This window comes from Pseudomonas sihuiensis, assembly GCF_900106015.1.
In the GTDB taxonomy this organism is placed as follows: Bacteria; Pseudomonadota; Gammaproteobacteria; order Pseudomonadales; family Pseudomonadaceae; genus Aquipseudomonas; species Aquipseudomonas sihuiensis.
In genome coordinates, this window is the sequence record NZ_LT629797.1 from 3,628,429 (window position 1) to 3,648,261 (window position 19,833).

The 19,833-nt window shown below is 61.1% G+C and carries 21 protein-coding genes and 2 tRNA genes; 17 read left to right on the top strand and 6 right to left on the bottom strand.

Features of this window, described 5'->3' with window-relative positions; all coding sequences use genetic code 11:
- Positions 1–84 precede the first annotated feature (84 nt).
- Positions 85–1,743 (bottom strand): OFA family MFS transporter, encoded by a 1,659-nt coding sequence (locus tag BLT86_RS17170; RefSeq protein ID WP_092378450.1) that lies wholly within the window; start codon positions 1,741–1,743, stop codon positions 85–87.
- Between the two features lie 376 nt (positions 1,744–2,119).
- Here BLT86_RS17170 and BLT86_RS17175 point away from each other — a divergent pair, with 376 nt between their 5' ends.
- The 11 genes from BLT86_RS17175 to BLT86_RS17225 all read left to right on the top strand — a co-directional run bounded on the left by BLT86_RS17175 (position 2,120) and on the right by BLT86_RS17225 (position 11,670).
- The gene (locus tag BLT86_RS17175) at positions 2,120–4,345 is read left to right on the top strand and encodes an AsmA family protein (protein WP_092378453.1); all 2,226 of its coding nucleotides are present in this window, start codon (positions 2,120–2,122) and stop codon (positions 4,343–4,345) included.
- Entirely contained in the window at positions 4,342–5,409 is a 1,068-nt protein-coding gene (mutY, locus tag BLT86_RS17180) for an A/G-specific adenine glycosylase (protein ID WP_092378456.1), read from the top strand. The genes BLT86_RS17175 and mutY overlap by 4 nt, the downstream gene beginning before the upstream one ends.
- The gene (locus BLT86_RS17185) at positions 5,406–5,678 is read left to right on the top strand and encodes an oxidative damage protection protein (protein ID WP_092378458.1); all 273 of its coding nucleotides are present in this window, start codon (positions 5,406–5,408) and stop codon (positions 5,676–5,678) included. The genes mutY and BLT86_RS17185 overlap by 4 nt, the downstream gene beginning before the upstream one ends.
- Positions 5,679–5,854: 176 nt before the next feature.
- Positions 5,855–5,930 (top strand) — tRNA-Phe (locus BLT86_RS17190).
- 247 nt (positions 5,931–6,177) lie between these two features.
- Positions 6,178–6,951 (top strand): ABC transporter ATP-binding protein, encoded by a 774-nt coding sequence (locus tag BLT86_RS17195; RefSeq protein WP_004374016.1) that lies wholly within the window; start codon positions 6,178–6,180, stop codon positions 6,949–6,951.
- Positions 6,952–6,966: 15 nt separating this feature from the next.
- Positions 6,967–7,719: an ABC transporter substrate-binding protein gene (locus BLT86_RS17200; protein ID WP_004374017.1), complete on the top strand. Its 753-nt coding sequence runs from the start codon at positions 6,967–6,969 to the stop codon at positions 7,717–7,719.
- A 54-nt stretch (positions 7,720–7,773) separates the two neighbouring features.
- On the top strand, positions 7,774–8,469 hold the full coding sequence (locus tag BLT86_RS17205; protein WP_092378461.1) for an ABC transporter permease: 696 nt from the start codon (positions 7,774–7,776) through the stop codon (positions 8,467–8,469).
- Between the two features lie 77 nt (positions 8,470–8,546).
- On the top strand, positions 8,547–9,236 hold the full coding sequence (locus BLT86_RS17210) for an ABC transporter permease (RefSeq protein ID WP_092380448.1): 690 nt from the start codon (positions 8,547–8,549) through the stop codon (positions 9,234–9,236).
- Between the two features lie 52 nt (positions 9,237–9,288).
- Positions 9,289–10,503, top strand: a complete 1,215-nt coding sequence (locus tag BLT86_RS17215; protein ID WP_092378464.1) for a methyltransferase — start codon at positions 9,289–9,291, stop codon at positions 10,501–10,503.
- 294 nt (positions 10,504–10,797) lie between these two features.
- Positions 10,798–10,873 (top strand) — tRNA-Thr (locus tag BLT86_RS17220).
- A gap of 491 nt (positions 10,874–11,364) precedes the next feature.
- Positions 11,365–11,670: a hypothetical protein gene (locus tag BLT86_RS17225; protein ID WP_038664426.1), complete on the top strand. Its 306-nt coding sequence runs from the start codon at positions 11,365–11,367 to the stop codon at positions 11,668–11,670.
- Here the strand turns inward: BLT86_RS17225 and BLT86_RS17230 are convergent.
- A complete protein-coding gene (locus BLT86_RS17230; RefSeq protein ID WP_003464196.1) occupies positions 11,667–11,921 on the bottom strand; it encodes a helix-turn-helix domain-containing protein in 255 nt (84 codons plus the stop codon). The two genes, BLT86_RS17225 and BLT86_RS17230, sit on opposite strands and share 4 nt — an antisense overlap.
- Before the next feature lie 96 nt (positions 11,922–12,017).
- Here BLT86_RS17230 and BLT86_RS17235 point away from each other — a divergent pair, with 96 nt between their 5' ends.
- From BLT86_RS17235 to BLT86_RS17255, 6 genes are all read left to right on the top strand, one after another.
- A complete protein-coding gene (locus tag BLT86_RS17235; RefSeq protein ID WP_003464199.1) occupies positions 12,018–12,503 on the top strand; it encodes a hypothetical protein in 486 nt (161 codons plus the stop codon).
- A gap of 4 nt (positions 12,504–12,507) precedes the next feature.
- Positions 12,508–13,233 carry a phage antirepressor N-terminal domain-containing protein gene (locus BLT86_RS17240; protein ID WP_003464201.1) on the top strand — a complete coding sequence of 242 codons (726 nt, stop codon included), beginning with the start codon at positions 12,508–12,510 and terminating at the stop codon, positions 13,231–13,233.
- Between the two features lie 3 nt (positions 13,234–13,236).
- Positions 13,237–13,632 carry a DUF6957 family protein gene (locus BLT86_RS17245; RefSeq protein WP_003464209.1) on the top strand — a complete coding sequence of 132 codons (396 nt, stop codon included), beginning with the start codon at positions 13,237–13,239 and terminating at the stop codon, positions 13,630–13,632.
- A 54-nt stretch (positions 13,633–13,686) separates the two neighbouring features.
- Positions 13,687–14,013: a hypothetical protein gene (locus BLT86_RS17250; protein ID WP_045107818.1), complete on the top strand. Its 327-nt coding sequence runs from the start codon at positions 13,687–13,689 to the stop codon at positions 14,011–14,013.
- A 227-nt stretch (positions 14,014–14,240) separates the two neighbouring features.
- On the top strand, positions 14,241–14,489 hold the full coding sequence (locus BLT86_RS25820) for a hypothetical protein (protein WP_125835803.1): 249 nt from the start codon (positions 14,241–14,243) through the stop codon (positions 14,487–14,489).
- Between the two features lie 404 nt (positions 14,490–14,893).
- Complete coding sequence (locus tag BLT86_RS17255) at positions 14,894–15,685, top strand: site-specific integrase (protein WP_230585266.1); 792 nt, start codon at positions 14,894–14,896, stop codon at positions 15,683–15,685.
- A 38-nt stretch (positions 15,686–15,723) separates the two neighbouring features.
- Here BLT86_RS17255 and BLT86_RS17260 read toward each other — a convergent pair whose 3' ends face one another.
- The 4 genes from BLT86_RS17260 to BLT86_RS17270 all read right to left on the bottom strand — a co-directional run bounded on the left by BLT86_RS17260 (position 15,724) and on the right by BLT86_RS17270 (position 19,640).
- Positions 15,724–16,203, bottom strand: a complete 480-nt coding sequence (locus BLT86_RS17260) for a very short patch repair endonuclease (RefSeq protein WP_080695116.1) — start codon at positions 16,201–16,203, stop codon at positions 15,724–15,726.
- Positions 16,204–16,522: 319 nt separating this feature from the next.
- Positions 16,523–16,687: a hypothetical protein gene (locus BLT86_RS25950; protein WP_010563435.1), complete on the bottom strand. Its 165-nt coding sequence runs from the start codon at positions 16,685–16,687 to the stop codon at positions 16,523–16,525.
- Positions 16,687–17,721, bottom strand: coding sequence for an Lnb N-terminal periplasmic domain-containing protein (locus BLT86_RS17265; RefSeq protein ID WP_003464218.1), 1,035 nt, complete (start codon positions 17,719–17,721; stop codon positions 16,687–16,689). The genes BLT86_RS25950 and BLT86_RS17265 overlap by 1 nt, the downstream gene beginning before the upstream one ends.
- Positions 17,718–19,640 carry an esterase/lipase family protein gene (locus tag BLT86_RS17270; protein ID WP_231976549.1) on the bottom strand — a complete coding sequence of 641 codons (1,923 nt, stop codon included), beginning with the start codon at positions 19,638–19,640 and terminating at the stop codon, positions 17,718–17,720. The genes BLT86_RS17265 and BLT86_RS17270 overlap by 4 nt, the downstream gene beginning before the upstream one ends.
- Positions 19,641–19,833: the final 193 nt, after the last annotated feature.

Below are 19,833 nucleotides of genomic sequence, written 5' to 3' on the forward strand. Positions count from 1 at the left end.
GGCTACCGGCGATGGTCGGACGGGCAGAAACGAAAAAGCCCGCGCAGGCGCGAGGCCTGAGCGGGCTTTTCCACAAGCACGGCGTTACTGGAACAGCACGACGGTCTTCTGCAGGGTGATCCACACACCCCAGGCCAGCGGAATACCCACCACCAGCCAGGCGGCGACTGCCACCGGCTTGCTCGACGGATCAGCCGACCACTCCAGCTCGCTCGCTGCCGGTGCCGACTTCTCGCCATGAGCGCGCTCGGCGGCCAGCTCGGCCTCGGTCATGAAGTACTTCGGCGCCACCGGACGCACCAGGGCGTTGCAGATGAAGCCCAGCACCAGCAGACCGGCAAGGATGTACAGGGTGATGTCGTAGGCCGCAGCCTTCTCCACACCGATGCTCAGCTGATACTCGCGCAGGTAGTTGACCAGCACCGGGCCGAGCACACCAGCCACCGCCCAGGCAGTCAGCAGGCGACCGTGGATCGCGCCGACCATCTGCGTGCCGAACAAATCGGCCAGGTAGGCCGGCACGGTGGCGAAGCCGCCGCCGTACATCGACAGGATGATGCAGAACGCCAGCACGAACAGCGCCAGGCTGCCCAGGTGACCGAGCATCGGCACCGAAGCGTAGAGCGCGAAGCCCAGACCGAAGAACACGAAGTAGGTGCCCTTACGACCGATGAAGTCCGAGCAGGAGGCCCAGAAGAAGCGGCCACCGATGTTGAACAGGCTGAGCAGACCGGTGAAGCCCGCAGCGATGGCAGCGATCTCGACCAGTTGCGCGGAGCTGAGCTCGTTGAAGGCCAGGTCAACACCGATCAGCCTGCCGGCGAAGACTTCCTGCAGCAGCGGCGAAGCCATGCCGATGATGCCGATACCGGCCGACACGTTCAGGCACAGCACGGCCCAGACCAGCCAGAACTGCGGGGTCTTCCACGCGGTGTTCACGTGTACGTGACCCTTGGTGATCATCGCGTTACTGGCCTTGGCTGTCGGCGCGGTCCAGCCTGCCGGTTTCCAGCCGGTCGGCGGTACGCGGTAGGACAGCGCACCACCCATCATGAAGATGAAGTAGATCACCGCCATGACCACGAAGCTCTGCCAGACGCCCACACCTTCAGCCGACGCGAAGTGATTCATCAGAATCGCCGCCAGCGGCGCACCGACCATCGCACCACCGCCGAAGCCCATGATCGCCATGCCGGTGGCCATGCCGCGCTTGTCCGGGAACCACTTGATCAGGGTCGAGACCGGCGAGATGTAACCCAGGCCGAGACCGATACCACCGATTACCCCCGAGCCCAGCCATAGCAGCCAGATCTGGTGGGTATAGATACCCAGCGCGGAAATCAGCAGACCGCCGCACCAGCACAGCGCGGAGACCACGCCCGCCTTGCGCGGGCCAGCATGTTCCAGCCAGCCACCCCAGATGGCAGCCGAGCAGCCGAGGAAAACGAAGAACAGGGTGTAGATCCAGCCGAGCATGGAGATCTGCCAGTCGCAGTTGCTGGCGAAAATCTGCTCGAAGAAGCCCATTTCCGGGGCACAGGCCGTGGCAGCGGTGATACCGACCGCCTTCGACAGCGGCAACCAGAATACCGAGAAGCCGTAGGCCATGCCGATACACAGGTGAATGGCGAGAGCGGCTGGCGGAACCAACCAACGGTTGAAACCGGGGCGCGCGATGATGCGCTCCTTGGACAGAAATGCAGGCTTCGCCACATCGCCGTCCAATACAAAGGCGTCAGTCATAGATAGGTCTCTTCTTTTAGTTACGAGCAAGCAAGGGCAATCGCATAGACTCGCCGAGGTAAAAGCTTGCGGAGAGTAGCACCAGGGCGCGACAAATCGCCGCGCAAGAAGTCAATTTTTATCAATTTATGCAGATTTTTTGCTTTTTACGCAAAAACCCAAAAGACCTCATCTATTGCGTGATAGACAGCGTCGATACAACTGCCAATCCGCTGCACGGCGCAGCTGCGGGGAACCGCTCGAACCTATTCCGATCCAAGCTCGAGCCAATCCCTGTTCAGCGCCTCAAGCAGGCGCCTGGACATGGCTCCATGACGCTATAATCGGCAGTCTTCTGCACACCGCCATTCCAGCTCTCGAAACCAAGGACCCATTCATGAAAGCGTTAGGCAAGATTCTGGGCCTTTTCTTTCTCGGCTTGCTGCTGATCGTAGTGGCGCTGCTGTTCGCTCTGACTCATCTGTTCGACCCCAACGACTACAAGGACGAGATCCGCCAGATCGCCCGCGACAAGGCCAACCTCGAGCTGCAGCTCAGGGGCGATATCGGCTGGAGCCTGTTCCCCTGGCTGGGCCTGGAACTGACCGACGCCACTCTGGCCAGTGCCGACACCCCGGACAAGCCCTTCGCCGACCTGCGCATGATCGGCCTGTCGGTGCGCGTGATGCCGCTGCTGCGCAAGGAAGTGCAGATGAGCGACATCCGCGTCGACGGCCTCAACCTCAATCTGCAGCGCGACGACAAGGGCCGCGGCAACTGGGAAGGCGTCGGCCGCCCAGCCCAGGCCAGCGCCACGCAACCCGCGCCCAGCGAACCCGCACCGAGTGACGACGCGCCGCCGCGCCAGCCGAGCGAAAAGCCGGCCGGCCAGCCGGTCAAGCTGGATATCGACAGCCTGACCCTGAGCAACTCGCGCATCGACTACAGCGACGCGCAGAAGGGCCAGCAATTCACCCTGGAGAACATCGAGCTGAAAACCGGCGCCATCCGCGAAGGCGCCAGCATCCCGGTCAAGCTCAGCGCCTTCTTCGGCACCAACCAACCGGTGCTGCGCGCGCGCAGCGAGGTCGAAGGCCAGTTGCGCTTCGACCGCGTGCTCAAGCGCTACCAGTTCGAAGACCTCAAGCTGGCCGGCGAAGCCTCCGGTGAGCCGCTCAAGGGCAAGACCCTGAACTTCTCTGCCCAGGGCCAGCTGCTGGTCGACCTGGCCGCGAATATCGCCGAATGGAACGGCCTCAAGCTTTCCGCCAACCAGCTGCGCGCGCTCGGCGAGATCAAGGCGCGCGAACTGGACAAGGACGCCAAGCTTTCCGGCGGCCTGTCCATCGCCCCGCTCAACCTGCGCGAATTCCTCGAAGGCGTCGGCGTCGAACTGCCGCCCATGCAGGCCGCCAACAGCCTCAGCCAGTTCGAACTGGCCAGCCGCCTGAACGGCTCGAGCAAGGGCATGATGCTCGAGGAGCTCAACCTCAAGCTCGACGGCAGCACCTTCACCGGCAAGCTGGGCGTGACCGACTTCGCCAGGCAGGCGCTGCGCGCCGACCTCAAGGGCGACAAGCTCGACCTGAACCGCTATCTGCCGCCGAAAGCCCAGGACAGTGCCGGAGCCGCACGCAAGGCCGAGGTCAAGGAAAGCATCGCCGGCGCCGGCAAGGACGGCACCACCCCGCTGCCCAATGCCCCGACCCAGCAGGCCTGGAGCAGCGAGAAAGTGCTGCCGGTGGATCAGCTGCGCAAGCTCGATCTGCAACTGGCACTGAACCTGGGCCAGCTCAGCTATGAAAAGCACCAGTTCAGCGACATCAACCTCAAGGCCAACGGCCGCGGCGGCCTGATCACGGTGGAAGAGCTGCGCGGCAAGCTGCAGGGCGGCAGCTTCGTCAGCGGCGGGCGCATCGATGTGCGTCAGGCCGAGCCGATGCTGAGCCTGGAACAGCGCTTCAGCCGCATGCCGCTGGAGCCGCTGCTGAAGAAGGACGACCAACCCTCGCCGATCAAGGGCCAGCTCGACCTGGATGCCAAGTTCAACACCCGCGGCAACAGCCAGAAAGCCTGGGTCGAGGCGCTCAACGGCAACGCCAGCTTCGTCCTCAACGACGGCGTGCTGGTCGACGCCAACCTCGAGCAGCAGCTGTGCCGCGGCATCGCCACCCTCAATCGCAAGGCGCTGAGCAACCCGCCGAGCGGCAAGGACACCCCCTTCCGCGAGCTCAAGGGCAGCCTCAGCGTGCGCGACGGCGTTGCCCACAACCCGGACCTCAAGGCCCAGGTGCCGGGCCTGGCGGTCAGCGGCAATGGCGATCTCGACCTGCGCGTGCTCGGTCTCGACTACAAGGTCGGCATCACCCTGCAGGGCGACCAGCGCGAGATGCCGGACCCGGCCTGCCAGGTCAACGAGCGCTACGTCGGCATCGAATGGCCGCTGCGCTGCCGCGGTCCGCTGGAGCTGGGCGCCAAGGCCTGCCGCCTGGATCAGGACGGTCTCGGCAAGATCGCCGCACGCCTGGCCGGCAACAAGCTGACCGAGAAGCTGGAAGAGAAGCTCGGCGACAAGGTCAGCCCGGATCTGAAAGACGCACTCAAGGGCCTGTTCAATCGATGAGTCCGGAGCAGTTCAACAGCGCCGTGCTGGCCTGGTACGACCAGCACGGGCGCAAGGATCTGCCCTGGCAGCAGAACATCACCCCGTATCGTGTCTGGGTTTCGGAAATCATGCTGCAGCAGACCCAGGTCAGCACCGTGCTCGGCTACTTCGACCGTTTTATGGCTGCATTGCCGACCGTGAAGGACCTGGCCGAAGCGCCCGAGGATGAAGTGCTGCACCTGTGGACCGGCCTGGGCTACTACACCCGCGCGCGCAACCTGCAGAAGACCGCGCAAATCATCATGCGCGAGCACGGCGGCGAGTTCCCCCGCAGCGTCGAGGCGCTGGCCGAGCTGCCCGGCATCGGCCGCTCCACCGCCGGCGCCATCGCCAGCCTGAGCATGGGCGTACGTGCGCCGATCCTCGACGGCAACGTCAAGCGCGTGCTGGCACGCTACGTGGCGCAAGAGGGCTATCCCGGCGAACCGAAGGTGGCCAAGCAGCTGTGGGACATCGCCGAGCGCCTCACGCCGCACGAACGGGTCGGCCACTACACCCAGGCGATGATGGACCTCGGCGCCACCCTCTGCACCCGCAGCAAACCCACCTGCCTGCTGTGCCCGGTGCGCAGCGGCTGCCAGGCGCACCTGCTCGGCCTGGAAATCCGCTACCCGGTGTCCAAGCCGCGCAAGACGCTGCCGCAGAAGCGCACCCTGATGCCGCTGCTGGTCAACGCCGCCGGCGACATCCTGCTCTATCGCCGCCCCTCCACCGGGCTGTGGGGTGGGCTGTGGAGCCTGCCGGAACTGGACGACCTCGAGCAGCTCGCCGACCTCGGTCAGCAGCAACAGCTCGAGCTTGGCGAGCGCCAAGAGCTGGAAGGCCTGACCCACACCTTCAGCCACTTCCAGCTGGCCATCGAACCCTGGCTGGTGCGGGTGACCGAGCAGCCGAGCCGCGTGGCCGCGGGCGACTGGCTCTGGTATAACCTCGCCACCCCGCCGCGCCTGGGCCTCGCCGCCCCGGTGAAGAAGCTGCTCAAACGCGCGGCGCAAGCCATTACCGCTGGAGAACCGACATGACCCGCACCGTGCTGTGCCGCAAATACAAACAGGAACTGCCCGGCCTGGATCGCGCGCCCTACCCCGGCCCGAAAGGCGAGGACATCTTCGCCAACGTTTCCAGGCAGGCCTGGGACGAGTGGCAGAAGCACCAGACCATGCTGATCAACGAGCGTCGCCTGAACATGATGAACGCCGAGGACCGCAAGTTCCTGCAGACCGAGATGGACAAGTTCCTCTCCGGCGAGGAATACGCCCAGGCCGAAGGCTACGTGCCGCCGAGCGAGTAAGAGGTAGGGTGCACGGCTTCAAGTAGGGTGCGCCATGCGCACCAGCCGTCGGCTCTCGATAGCAGTGCGCACGGCGCACCCTCCCCCTCACGAACCTAAGCGCCCGAAATAATTAAATATTTTTCAAACCCGCGCTTGACACTGATCCCTCAAATCCGTCTAATAGCGCCCCGTTGGCCCAGGTAGCTCAGTTGGTAGAGCAGGGGATTGAAAATCCCCGTGTCGGCGGTTCGATTCCGTCCCTGGGCACCATGAATAGCAAACGAAGAGCCTCAGCCATGCGCTGGGGCTTTTTGCTTTCCGCCTCCGGCAATTTGTCCGTGCCATTATTTCGCCTGCGCGACAAGCAACTGCAGCCAGGCGACACCCGCGACCCAGAGACCCTCTATCGCCCGGCAAACGGCTTGGCGGTCACGGAAACGCTATGCTAGCTTGGCCGCCAGCCAGGACGGCCCGCAGCACGCCGGAGCGCTTTCGAAGAAGAAGAGGATCACACCCCATGGCCGAGGCGACGCCCGCGCTGGAAATCCGCAACCTGCACAAACGCTACGGCGACCTCGAAGTGCTCAAGGGCATTTCCCTGACGGCCAAAGACGGCGACGTCATCTCCATTCTCGGCTCTTCCGGCTCCGGCAAGTCCACCTTCCTGCGCTGCATCAACCTGCTGGAAAACCCGCATCAGGGGCAGATCTTCGTCGCCGGCGAGGAGCTCAAGCTCAGGGCCGCGAAGAACGGCGACCTGGTCGCCGCCGACAACAAGCAGATCAACCGCCTGCGCAGCGAAATCGGCTTCGTCTTCCAGAATTTCAATCTGTGGCCGCACATGAGCGTGCTCGACAACATCATCGAGGCGCCGCGCCGCGTGCTCGGCCAGAGCAAGGCCGAAGCCATCGAGGTGGCCGAAGCGCTGCTGGCCAAGGTCGGCATCGCCGACAAGCGTCACGTCTACCCCAACCAGCTGTCCGGCGGCCAGCAGCAGCGTGCGGCCATCGCCCGTACCCTGGCCATGCAGCCGAAGGTGATCCTGTTCGACGAGCCCACCTCGGCGCTGGACCCGGAGATGGTACAAGAAGTGCTTAACGTGATCCGCGCGCTTGCCGATGAAGGTCGCACCATGCTGCTGGTCACCCATGAAATGAGTTTTGCCCGCCAGGTGTCCAGCGAGGTGGTGTTCCTCCACCAGGGCCTGGTCGAGGAACAGGGGCCACCCGCCCAGGTGTTTGACAACCCGCAATCGGCACGCTGTAAACAATTCATGTCCAGCAATCGCTAACACGGAGCAACATGCATGCAGAACTATAAGAAGATCCTGCTGGCCGCGGCCGCTACCCTGGCTTTCGGCACCAGCGCTGTCGCCGCCGACAAACTCAAACTCGGCACCGAAGGCGCCTACCCGCCCTTCAACCTGATCGACGCCAGCGGCAAGGTCACCGGCTTCGACGTGGAAATCGGCCAGGCGCTGTGCGCCAAGATGCAGGCCGAATGCGAAGTGGTCACCTCCGACTGGGACGGCATCATCCCCGCCCTCAACGCCAAGAAGTTCGACTTCCTGATCGCCTCCATGTCGATCACCGAAGAGCGTCAGGCCGCGGTCGATTTCACCGAGCCCTACTACACCAACAAGCTGCAGTTCATCGCGCCGAAGTCGGCCGAATTCAAGACCGATGAAGCCAGCCTCAAGGGCAAGGTGATCGGTGCGCAGCGCGCCACCATCGCCGGCACCTGGCTGGAAGACAACCTGGGCAAGGTGGTCGACATCAAGCTGTACGACACCCAGGAAAACGCCTACCTCGATCTGGCCTCCGGCCGTCTCGACGGCGTGCTGGCCGACACCTTTGTCAACTGGGAATGGCTCAAGAGCGACGCCGGCAAGAACTTCGAGTTCAAGGGCGACCCGGTATTCGACAACGACAAGATCGGCATCGCCGTACGCAAGGGCGACCCGCTGCGCGAGAAGCTGAACACCGCTCTGCAGGCCATCATCGAAGACGGCACCTACAAGCAGATCAACGACAAGTACTTCCCGTTCAGCATCTACTGATGACCTGAAGGCATTGCGCCGCCCACTCGGCGGCGCAGTCGCCCGAGCCCTCCGATGATCTTCGAACTCCACGGATTCGGCCCCGCCCTGGCGGCCGGCACCCTGATGACCATCAAACTGGCGCTTTCCGCGCTGGCGGTGGGTCTGGTGCTCGGTCTGCTCGGCGCGCTGGCCAAGACTTCGCCGTACAAGCCGCTGCAGTGGCTCGGCGGCAGCTATTCCACCATCGTGCGCGGCGTGCCCGAACTGCTCTGGGTGCTGCTGATCTATTTCGGCACGGTCGGCCTGATGCGCAGCCTGGCCGACCTGCTCGGCGTCGAGAGCCTCGAACTCTCCGCCTTCGCCGCGGGCACCATTGCCCTCGGCCTGTGTTTCGGCGCCTACGCCACCGAAGTGTTTCGCGGCGCCATCCTGGCGATCCCCAAGGGCCACCGCGAAGCCGGCATGGCACTCGGCATGTCCAAGGCGCGCATTCTCTGGAAATTGATCCTGCCGCAGATGTGGCGCATCGCCCTGCCCGGCCTGGGCAACCTGTTCATGATTCTGATGAAGGACACCGCGCTGGTGTCGGTGATCGGCCTGGAAGAGATCATGCGCCGTTCGCAGATCGCCGTGACCGCGAGCAAGGAGCCCTTCACCTTCTATATGGTTGCAGCCTTCATCTATCTGGGCCTGACCATCCTCGCCATGATCGGCCTGCATTTCCTCGAGAAGCGCGCTAGCCGCGGTTTCGTCCGGAGCGCGTCATGAGAAAGAACGCCGCCATCATCGCCTGGCTCACAGCAGGCGTGCTCATCGCACTGGCGCTCTGGACGAGCCTCTCCAGCCTGAACTGGGCAGTGATCATCAAATGGCTGCCGCGCCTGTCCCAGGGTGCGCTGCTGACCCTGGAGCTGGTGGCCATCGCCGTCGTCGCCGGTCTGATCCTCGCCCTACCCATGGGCATCGCCCGCGCTTCTCGGCACTGGTACGTGCGCGCCCTGCCGTATGGCTACATCTTCTTCTTCCGCGGCACACCGCTGCTAGTACAGCTGTTTTTGGTCTACTACGGCCTGGCGCAATTCGACGCCGTGCGCCAGGGCCCACTCTGGCCCTACCTGCGCTCGCCGTACTGGTGCGCGATCATCACCATGACCCTGCACACCGCCGCCTACATTGCCGAAATCCTGCGCGGCGCCATCCAGGCCGTGCCGCCCGGTGAAGTGGAAGCGGCGCGCGCCCTGGGCATGTCGCGAGCCAAGACCATGCTCTACATCGTCCTGCCGCGCGCTGCGCGCATCGGCCTGCCGGCCTACAGCAACGAAGTAATCCTGATGCTCAAGGCCAGCGCCCTGGCCAGCACCGTGACGCTGCTGGAGCTGACCGGCATGGCGCGCACCATCATCGCGCGCACCTATCTGCCGGTGGAGATCTTCTTTGCCGCAGGCCTGTTCTACCTGGTCATCGCCTTCGTTCTGGTGCGCGCCTTCCGCCTGCTGGAGCGCTGGCTGCGCGTCGACGCCTGCCAGGGTCGCTAAGCCAACCGGGCGGCCCACTTGGCAGCCCGGTTCAACCAGACGCATGAACGCCATGTCCGAGCCCATCCTTACCTCTGGCGATCTGCTCGCTCGTTTCCAGGCGCTGGACAGCTTTCTTCTGCAGCATCAGGCGCTATGGCGACCTCGGCCGTTTCATCACCTGCAGCTGCCTTGGGAAACAGAGCTGGCTGAACTCGCTACCTGGCTGCGCGGCCGCTCTCTGGAACAGGCTGAGACCAGCGACAACAGACCCTTCGCACTCTCTGCGCCAGCGCCCTTTCCCGATCTGGCCCGCCAGGCGCAAGCGCTTAGCCAGTTGGGCGAAATTCCGAGCCTGGACAGTCCACCGCGCGCGCACGCCGTGAGCGTCGACGTGCCCGGTAGAAAGCTGGCGCAGATCCAGGCCTTTGCCAGCCACCTGCAGTTTCGCCAGCGCCCCACGCACTGGCTCGACTGGTGTTCCGGCAAGGGCCACCTCGGTCGCTGGTTGACTCAGGATGGCCAGCACCTGACCTGCCTGGAGCACGACCCGGCGCTGATCGAGTCCGGTAGCGCACTGAGCAAACGCCTGGGACTGAACGCCACACATCTACAGCAGGATGTGCTTGCCGATGACTGCAACGAGCGCCTGACGAAAGAACATACCCCTGTAGCCCTGCACGCCTGTGGCGACCTGCATGTCCGCCTGCTGCAACTGGCCAGCCGCAACGGATGCCCACAACTGGCGGTGGCGCCCTGCTGCTACAACCGCATCGCCGGCATGCACTACCAGCCCCTCTCGACTGCCGCACAAGCGTCCGCATTGCGGCTTTCACGCGACGATCTCGGCCTGCCATTGAGCGAAACCGTCACGGCAGGTGCCCGCGTACGCCGACAGCGCAATCAGTCGATGGCCTGGCGCCTGGCTTTCGATCTTCTGCAACGCCAGCTACGCGGCATCGATGAATACCTGCCGACCCCGTCGCTGCCCAGCGACTGGTTAAGCAAATCTTTCGCCCGCTTCTGCCATGACCTCGCCGCGCTGCGCGACGTGCCACTGCCTGGTGAGCAGGACTGGCCGGCATTGGAAGCTCGCGGCTGGCAACGCCTGGCCGAAGTGCGCAATCTGGAGTTGCTGCGCAACCTGTTCCGCCGGCCACTGGAACTCTGGCTACTGCTCGACCGCGCCCTGTATCTGCGGGAACAGGGCTACAGGGTGAAGCTGGGCACCTTCTGCGCTTACCAGCTGAGCCCGCGCAACCTGCTGCTGCTGGCCGAGCGCGCCTGAGTTGCACACAGAAGCTGTGGATAACTCTGTTGATCCTTTCTGGGAAAATGCTGCAAAGCCACTTGGGAATTGCCTCGTAGACATCTGATCATTTTTCGAACAACCTTCGAAGCCTTAGAAAAAACAATAACTTGCGAAAAGTCGTGATCGAATGCACAGAGCCGGTGCGCCACCATCGCACGCGCCTTCTCTTTGTGCATAAGCCAGAAGCTGCTGATAGCCGAGTCCGGAAAAACCTGGCTCGAAGGTGGCTTTACTCAGGCTGACGAATGGATATAATGGCGGCCCTTCAGTGCCGGTATAGCTCAGCTGGTAGAGCAACTGACTTGTAATCAGTAGGTCCCGGGTTCGACTCCTGGTGCCGGCACCATACAAATCAAAGGGTTACGTGAAAGCGTAGCCCTTTTTTGTGCCTGAAATTCGGCTTGGGGTAGGATTGGGGTAGGGATTTGCCACCACACCACCACTCGGTTAGAAAAAATCTGCGCCAGTCTTACGACCGCTCATCGGGCTATTTCATCCGCCATCACCGATGACGCCCTCCGCATCACATCCCCCGCCATCAAAATCTAGGCATTACCAGCATCTTGAAGGCTACTCATGGTCAGAGCCTTTTTCGCCGATATCCCGTAAAGTGCCACCTTGCAGGGCCTCTGCGGGCAGCATAGGGTGATTGGGCGGGTCGACAGACCTGGCTTCAGGAACACAGCGCCAGAGGATTCTTGTGTCATGGTGGCTGCATGCGGGGCGCTTCGGCGCGCCGAGTTCCTAGAGTCTCGGTCTTCCACACCCGCATGCAGCCGCCACCCTTCGTGTGGAAGCGAAAGGTGGTGGCCTCTCTAAAACTCTAGAGGTCACCCTATGCCGCAGACCAACATCCCTTCGGGCACCACCGACTCAGTGCCCCAAGCCCTCGACGCGTTTAATGGCCTGTTCACTGTTCGCACTGACGTCACCTCCGGCCAACTGCATGATGAAGCCCAGCTTCGCCAAAACGCCGCAGTCGGCATGCTCCACGCACTCTCCAGTGCAAGTGACTTGAACACCTTGGAAAACCATTTGCTTCTGGACTGCATCATGGCACTACGGCTGCTGTGCTCCGATGCGGCTGCGCTGTACGCGGCAGCATGCGAACGCAGCAAAGCAGAAAATCTGCTCCAGCCTTAAGCGTCCTTACGCGCTAACTCGGTCTCGAAGCGCTGCACGAATTCGACGAGGCCGATGTTCAGCGCGTGGCAGATATCCCGCAGTTGGACGAGATCAATCCGGCGCAAGCCGCGCTCGATATCGCTAGCAAACGACTGTGGGCGCTCCAGCGCTTGGGCGAATTGCGCCTGGGTCAAACCAGCTTCCACTCGACACTGCTTTAGCAGTCTGAGCAGCACCAGGTTCTCATCCCGATACACCGACTTTTCCAACGGGTACACCTCACGCTTGACAATCCGGCAAGGGTATATCTAATCTACAGATATCTGATTTACAGATTATCTGGATAAAGGTTCACGGAGCCATTCATGGATACCCTCACCAAGACACCATCGAGCAATTCGGAAATCCTGTTTTTGATCGACAAGAAAACACAGCAAACCAAGATCGAACTTGGCTCACTGCTCTGCGCGTTCAGCGCACCCACCACCCTGGCTAAAGCTGCAGCTTCGATCTGGGAAAACGAGCTCTTAATTAAAGAGGATCCCGACTCAGGATCACCGCTGTACTACTTACCAATGCAGCTATCTGCTGACTTCATCGATCTGATTCTTGACCAGTTGGATTCAGATAGCAGAACAGATGCCGTGCAATTCCGAGATGCTTGCCGAACCATTGAAGCTAGCGCCAACAAGATTTCCAGGCTGCAACAGACCAAACCCCACGTCTACGAGACATGGCTGAAGTGGATGGACTCTGATGAAGCCACGCAAACAATGCACAAGATCCTCAGCAGACAGCATCAACACCCACCGGCCACTTCCCCCAACCATGCAGCTCCGGGAGGACAGTAATCCGATGCGCGCCACCAAAATCAAAATCCAGGGACTGTCGATTCCAAGTCTGATCAGCAGCGACAATGAGCGTTACTGGCCGATACGCCCCATTTGCGAAGCTATGGGTCTTAACTGGCATGCTCAAGCCGCCAAACTGCAGCCCCCTCGCTACAGCCCGACCGAGCATGACGTTGCCCTGCCTGGGGAACCACTGCTGAAACGAATGCTGTGCCTGCCGCAGTCGGAATTCGAGTTCTGGCTGAAAAGCCTTAGCTCGCGCAAGGTTTCCCCCGGCGCCCGCATGCGACTCGATCAGTTGCGCGCACATTTCTTTGGTGAGCCCACACCGCTGGCAGGGCCGACACCGCCAACTGCAACGGCAGCACCTGCGGTGCTGAAGCGGATTCTGAACTGGCGAGCGCAACAGGCTGAGCCAGGAAACCGCAAAGCCGTGCTCAAAGAGCTCTCCGACCAATTCAGTGCGAAAAACGGTTTTGAAATTGCTGAAGCGCAGGAGCACCAGTTGCGTGGAGCCGTCGCTTCGCTCAGCACGATCATTTATCAGCATGACCGCTCGAAATCGCCAAGCCAGATGCCTGTTTCACAACGGGTCGACGCGATCATCAAATCCATCGTGGATGCCCGCCCTCAGCGCATTCATCTGCTCGACTCGGACTTTGCGGCCCTGTTGTGCAGCATTGAGCTTGAGGAGCACCACCATAGCAGCGCTCAGCACGAACAGCCTTAGACCATGGCCACACTTAGGGAAATGGCGGACTTGCTGTATTCAGCAGGCGAGCCGATGAGCGGCAGTGGCATGAACGACACTGAGGCCATGGCCTATGCACGGCAGCATTTTGTTTATGGCGGCTATTGCTTGGTGCGGAACTGGCGGTGGCTTGATCTGGATGTCACTGAAAGCCAGCGCCTACAACTGGCAAAGACCCGACGACAACCTGCTCTGGTCTATGCACACACGGTTATCTTCGACAGTGAAAGACGGTGGGATGTCGGAGACTTCGTCCGAACGTCGCTTCTGCACCATCACGAGGAGTTCCATTTCAGAACGCTCAATACAGCCTACTTGCTTCTAGGACCAGGCACGCGCATCCAGGTCAGCGCAGACGCCGTTGCGAGCATTTTCTGATCGAGCCAACACATTTACTGATCTGTCGACATAGCCATGTATACACACCCAGTCTTGCAGAAGCTGCTGGAGCAGGTCGAAGACCTTCCTTTCAGCAGACCCGTCACCGGATACCTGACTGATGCCTATATTCGCGGATCAAGCGGCTACGGGATCACTTACCGGCATGTGAGAGCTGATCGTTTCAGTGACGGTGCCTACATTCATACATCAGCCATCGTTCAGGCTGAGCGAGAGGGGCCGTTTTGGGTGCTGCACACGCTAAGTGGCAGCTTCTACGTAATCCTCAGCTTCAACATTTTAAAAGGTGCGCAATCGCTGGATGACTATCTGCATCGAATGCTAACTATGGAGTATCCAGAGCCATGGCAGCTGCACTAGCAGTGCGATGGGATAGCCGATGCGACATGACCTGCGTATCGCAGGAGGCACTGCGACACTCAGTGAGTGTCGCGGAACCCCTATGCGACACACGTGGACTGTCGCACAGATACGCTGCGACACGCTGGCCATGTCGCAACGATACACCGTGTATGTCGCACCATGACTTTGCGACACTCGGGGTCGTGCCGCTAGCGGCAGTTTGAGTGCCCAATACGGCGCTGAAAGTGGCCCAAACCGACACCGAGCTGGCCAGTTATGGCGCTCAGCGTGCCAAAACTGGCACTCCTTTTTTTGGTTATATTATCGCTACAACCCTTGAAAACACTGACTTCGGCGACTTTTTTCATAACCAAATCGCCACTGCGTGGCTAGCATTTTTGAATGCCCCATTTCGACACGCCAGCCACGCACCGCTTCGCGCTACCCCGGCTCGTCCTTTCAGCGCCATGGCGCTGGCTGCTCTTCGATTTTGATGACAAAACGCTTGCGCGCGCTTTTGCTCACGGCGCACGCTGAATTTAGATGAAGCGGGTCGCGTGAGTGAGAGCGCGCAACCCTTACTCGCGCCGCGAGTAAGGGGGCGTTGAGGCAGTTCGGACGTAACGAGAAAAACGGAGCGGCTGCGGAGTGTTTCAGTGGAGTTCGAGCTGACACAACGCCGTTCGCGAAGCGGCTTAGCTTTGTCATCAAAACAACAAGAAGAGAGATGACAGCGATGCAACCTACGACCTTGCAGCGGTACCAAACCCGGGCACAAAACTTTTATCGGTCTCACTGCGGTGAGGACGATCCATCTTCGGCGCAGATCTGCGCAGCTTTGCTTGCCTGTGCACCGGACTATCGACCGAATGCGTTCAGCACCCTCAAGAACACCCTAATGAATGACCAGCTTGCCCGGCGAAACATCGAGGCAGCAAACACCATCAGAGCGCTGGTCAACCCGGTCACGGCACCAGGCAGTCAGATAGTGAAAAAGCCCAAGCCGGGGCAGATTCGGAAAGTCCCCTTCGAAGACTTTAAATTGCTGCACCAGCACCTGCGCGCAGGCGGCAATCTCGACGAAGCCGCATCACTGGTGCTCGCTTATTGCCTCGGTGTACGCCCATGCGAGATGCGCACGATCACTATCTCCGGCAACCACGTGCACATCATTGGAGGCAAGAAATCGGCTGAACTGCACCGTGGCGCTGACCGCACCTTGGTAATCGACAAACCAAGAACGCTGAAGTTGGTGGAATGGGCCGCGCAGTGGATGGCCGGGTGCCCACGCACTAATACCGCCATCAGAGACTGCCTGCGCAAGGAGTGCCGACGCCTCTGGCCCAAGAGGAAAAAGCAGCCAACGCTGAAAAGCTTCCGGCACCAGATGGGATCAATTCTGAAAGCATCCGGAGAAAGCCCAGAAAGCATGGCTTACATCATGGGGCACCAGTCCATCTCGTCGATCAGCGTGTACGGTGATGGCCGACTGGGCGCAGGCATGAAATCACATGTACGCCCCGCAGAGAGCGCCGTCTTGGCGAGCATTCGCCAGCCGCAGAAGCCACCTCGATATGGTCAGGGGCGCATTCTGGGAGCAATCGAATTTCCCGCCGCAACCCGGGGCCATTGGTATACGGAGATGAAGCAACGGCAAGCAGGCAAGATCCTACCTGCTCCGCAGTCGTAGCCACGTGACTGCTGTGAGTGGCCCCTAGTCGCAGGGATCTATAGCTCGCATGAAAAATCTCCAGACATGCTCGGGGCTATTGAATGAGCTATTGCGGCCAAGCACTCTGGGGCCGGGGAAGTATGGCTGTGGCACCTTGTGACCACCACCGTGGATGGGCACCACCCACATTCCCACAGCTGTATCACCCGCCACCCCGATGCCAGTAACACAGCCTTGTTCCTGGTATCTCGGGCGACGTTCTGGTCAAATTTTCTCTGCCAGAAGTCCAACCGGGTCTTGGGGCTAGTAGCGTAGCGACATCCGGGGTGTCTGTGCCAAAAGCAACCGTGAACAAAAATGCAGACACGATAGCGAGAAAGCACCAAATCAGGCTTTCCAGGAAGATCCTTCTGGTGCAGGCGATACCTGAAACCATGCCGATGCAGCAGGCGTCGGACCTTCATTTCTGGTGACGTGTTGCTGCCCCGAATGCCCGCCATCATGCGAGACCTGACTTCCTTACTGACTATGTCCATGACTCAAGGCCAAAAGAATCTTTTCGATAGTACGCCCACAGACCCTACAGGTGAGCTCGACCACGCCATTCAGGTGGTGGACCTCTTCGCGGGGCCGGGTGGCCTGGGTGAGGGATTCACTTCATTCGGGGACGGTAGACGGTTCGACATAGTTGTGGCAACCCAAGCGACATCACCCATTGGTAAAGTCATCAGGCTACTTTATCGAAATTCAAAACTAGCTCACCAATACCCCATCGAGAGCCTCCGCCCCGACTTAAGCTCACGGAACGGGCGCTCTGCTGCAAAAACTAACAAACAACGAGTGCAGGATGGTTCATTACCTCAGCTCAATGTAGATTTTGTAACCAATGGTAGCCAACATCACCACTATCCCTGTGGCCATCACCAGCACACCACTGTCCCGTTCCCGCCGGCTGTAGCCGACCATCAGGAGCAGGAATCCCAGGCCGATCAGGCCAATCATCACTTCAAGTTCTCGCATCAGTCTCTGCCTTCATCATTGTGGCTGGTATCGGTGGGAGAGACCCAGCCGGGCACTCCGCGCCGGATCTGCCTGGAAAAATCGCTCGCATCGTTGGCCATCCGTGCCCGTTCGGTAAAGCGCCCGTGCTGACGCAACGTATCGAGGCTGTAGCCACCCTGCAGGCCACCGACCGACATGACATAGGCCGGCAGGTAGCCTGTCAGCAGCAAACGGTAATCGACCGGCAGTCCGCCAATGATCGTCTGCAGCATGTCGAAAACGATGGTGGTGCAGTTGGCCGTAATGGTGTTGTAGAAACGCGGCTGATCGACCAGGGCGTTGGCCTGCTGCACATAGGAGAGCAGCAACGCACGCATCGCCTCGTCGGGCATAGCAATACGATAGAGATAGCTGTCTTCGCCGCGCACGTTGGTGCGCACGCGCAAGGCATCACGCTCGTCAGTGGCGACGATGCTCAACTCGAACTGCTTGAAGAAACCGCCAATCTCCGAATAGGCCTCGCCTTGCTCCTTGCGCACCTCAACGGTGAACGTCAGAAAACGCCCATCCGTGAAGCCGAAAGAAACCAGAACATGGGCGATGGCCGGCATGCCCCAATAGGAGGTGATCAGGTCGACCGAGGCGAGCTGGTCGAGATCGTAGCGACGTGTTTCCCAGGCAACGTCATAGTCATCATCGCTGCGCCAGTTGAAGTTGCGCACATTGTGCAGGATGAGCTGATTGCCCACGAGCTCGCCCTGGGTCATCTGCGCGACATCACCAGCCCAGATACGCTGGTTTGACGGTTCCAGGCTTGTCCACCAGACCAGCAACGCGGCGAAGACAAGCACCTGACCGACAAGCGCCAGTATGGGACGCCCGCGCCACAGCAGAACCTGCAGAATGCAGCCAAGCAGGCACCAGCCCGCAATCAGCACCCAGGTTGCCAGCCCTCCAGTCTGGTAGAACAGCGCCAGCACGCCCCAGGCCATGATCAGAAAAAACGACAGCGCGAGGACACTGCGCAGGAGAAGACCCAACAGCCCGTTCATGGCGCTCGTACCGTAGCCACCTTGGGGCTGGCCAGGCCGGTGAGGTGTTCATGCAGCACGCGGCGAATTTCGATGATCGCCTGCGGTGTTTCCTGCACGCTGTGCCACGATGGCACGACCAGCTCCGAGTCGGCGCCAGCCAGGTGCGAGCTGGCGTACGGCACCACGCCGTCACTGGACAGCAGGACCTCGAGGTCTGGCGTGTAGTTGCCGATGATCGAGTGATAGTGCACTCGTGGCGAAATGGGCAGGTCGGCTGCGGCCTTGACGAAGGGGTCCTGGTTGCTCAGGTTGTCGATGCTGTTGAGGGGGCGCACCAACGCGACCGGTGCCGCCGCATTGGGGTCAACCAGCACTTGGGCAACCTCCTTGAAACGGTTCAACATCGACACCGGCATCTTCACCAGCCCTGCGGCCCAGCGCGACACGCGATTTTCGGCAAACGGGGTACCCCGGTGTGGCGCCGCAGCGAATACGGCCCGGCTCACCTGAGGCAATGGCTCGAAATACAGGTAGGGCCCGAGCTTCGCCCGGGCTTTTTCCAGGCGCGCGCCTTGCATCCCGTAACTTCCCAGCATGGCATCCCACAACTGGTCACCCGATGAGGACAGCATCAGCCGTGACAACACGCCCCCCATGCTGTGCCCGACCAGCACCATATCGTGGCTGGCCTTGGCCGTGCCTTGCGGATCGAAATTCGCCAAGGTCTGCTCGATGGCCTCGCGGATGGCCTGATTGTTGACGGCCAGCGGCAGGTTGGTCGGGTAGTAGACCTGCCAGATCTGGTAATTGCGGCGCAGTTCCTCGTCGCCCAGCACTTCATTGGCCACGTTGATCCAGGCCTCCGGGCTGCTGGCCAGGCCATGCAGCATGACCACGATGCGCCGGTCGGGATCGAACGGCTGCAGCAGGTAGACATGGGGGCGTTCCAACACTTCGCCGCGTCCGACCAGAGTCAGCAGGGACTGCCGGGCAAACCCGGAACGCGCCAGCCACAGGCCATAGCCCGACGTGAAGTTGGCCGCCAGGGGCGCCTGCACACCTGCCATGTCCACCGAATCCTGCCGGTAGGGGTCATAACCGATCACTTCCACCTGATAGGTGGACAACACCTGCTCCAGGGTCTCCCCGGGAAAGCGCGCCACGGCAGTAATCGCCGGGAAGGGGGTTTCGCTCCAGGGTATTTCATCGCTCCCCTTGCTCACCACGCGCCTGGCCGTCACCGCTACCAACTCGGCACCCAGTCCATCCCGACGGTACTGGTTGCGCAACCCGCCAAAGGACAGGGACGCAGCCGGAATCAGCTCCTTCGGCAACAGGCGGTCATCGGCCAGCCTCACATCGGTCATGCGCCCGCCGATCGTCCAGCGCCCGGTCTTGAGGCGGAAATTACCCTGAGTGTCCTCGGGTGATGGTGGCCGTCCACGGTAGCGATCGAAGACCTCGACGAGCGCCTGCTGCACCGAAAAGTTGTAGTAGTCGCGCACCTGCGTCTGCCGGTCTTCCAGGGCGCGCTGGCTCGGTGTGCGGGTGGTCAGGAAGAGGTAGGCGTAGGCATACCGGGCACTCTCCAGGTAGGCATCGGTGCGGGCCTCCGCCGCCATCACCTTGCCGCCGTCCTGGGCTTCCTTCAGCCACAGCTCGGCCAGCGTGGAAAGCCGCTGTTCGTCACGCAACCCCGTTGTGCTGTCCAGCGCCTCGCGGCAGGCCGGCAGGTCAGCAAGGCAGCGCTTCTCATCACTGCCCACGACCTGCAGGGCAGCAACCGCCGAAGCACTGAGGTTGCCGGTGGTCAACACATCACCGCGGCGCTGGGCCAGGTAATCATTGTTGCTGACCGCCGTGACCTTGACCCCTGCACACCCGGCCAGCACTAGAACCAGCAGGACTGACGGAAAGCAACGCAGTGAACGACTCACAGTGAACGAAGTGGTGGTATAAGTTGAAGAGCTCACAATCGGTAGATACCCATTACGTCGGAGATGGCGCGGATCATCACGATCCGCATATGGTTCAGACGCCATCTCGACTGATACAGCGCGAAGTGATTCTGCTGGCGGTAGATGCCAGCCCCAAGTAAGTATCTGCGAATATCTTACGGCCTTATATCCG

Bases quoted from the DNA above. Each gene is read 5' to 3' on its own strand.
- BLT86_RS17175 (WP_092378453.1), top strand. From the start codon at position 2,120: ATGAAAGCGTTAGGCAAGATTCTGGGCCTTTTCTTTCTCGGCTTGCTG.
- mutY (WP_092378456.1), top strand. From the start codon at position 4,342: ATGAGTCCGGAGCAGTTCAACAGCGCCGTGCTGGCCTGGTACGACCAG.
- BLT86_RS17255 (WP_230585266.1), top strand. From the start codon at position 14,894: ATGAATGACCAGCTTGCCCGGCGAAACATCGAGGCAGCAAACACCATC.
- BLT86_RS17200 (WP_004374017.1), top strand. From the start codon at position 6,967: ATGCAGAACTATAAGAAGATCCTGCTGGCCGCGGCCGCTACCCTGGCT.
- BLT86_RS17240 (WP_003464201.1), top strand. From the start codon at position 12,508: ATGCGCGCCACCAAAATCAAAATCCAGGGACTGTCGATTCCAAGTCTG.
- BLT86_RS17235 (WP_003464199.1), top strand. From the start codon at position 12,018: ATGGATACCCTCACCAAGACACCATCGAGCAATTCGGAAATCCTGTTT.
- BLT86_RS17185 (WP_092378458.1), top strand. From the start codon at position 5,406: ATGACCCGCACCGTGCTGTGCCGCAAATACAAACAGGAACTGCCCGGC.
- BLT86_RS17170 (WP_092378450.1), bottom strand. From the start codon at position 1,743: ATGACTGACGCCTTTGTATTGGACGGCGATGTGGCGAAGCCTGCATTT.
- BLT86_RS17245 (WP_003464209.1), top strand. From the start codon at position 13,237: ATGGCCACACTTAGGGAAATGGCGGACTTGCTGTATTCAGCAGGCGAG.
- BLT86_RS17215 (WP_092378464.1), top strand. From the start codon at position 9,289: ATGTCCGAGCCCATCCTTACCTCTGGCGATCTGCTCGCTCGTTTCCAG.
- BLT86_RS17265 (WP_003464218.1), bottom strand. From the start codon at position 17,721: ATGAACGGGCTGTTGGGTCTTCTCCTGCGCAGTGTCCTCGCGCTGTCG.
- BLT86_RS17205 (WP_092378461.1), top strand. From the start codon at position 7,774: ATGATCTTCGAACTCCACGGATTCGGCCCCGCCCTGGCGGCCGGCACC.
- BLT86_RS17260 (WP_080695116.1), bottom strand. From the start codon at position 16,203: ATGGACATAGTCAGTAAGGAAGTCAGGTCTCGCATGATGGCGGGCATT.
- BLT86_RS17195 (WP_004374016.1), top strand. From the start codon at position 6,178: ATGGCCGAGGCGACGCCCGCGCTGGAAATCCGCAACCTGCACAAACGC.
- BLT86_RS25950 (WP_010563435.1), bottom strand. From the start codon at position 16,687: ATGCGAGAACTTGAAGTGATGATTGGCCTGATCGGCCTGGGATTCCTG.
- BLT86_RS17225 (WP_038664426.1), top strand. From the start codon at position 11,365: ATGCCGCAGACCAACATCCCTTCGGGCACCACCGACTCAGTGCCCCAA.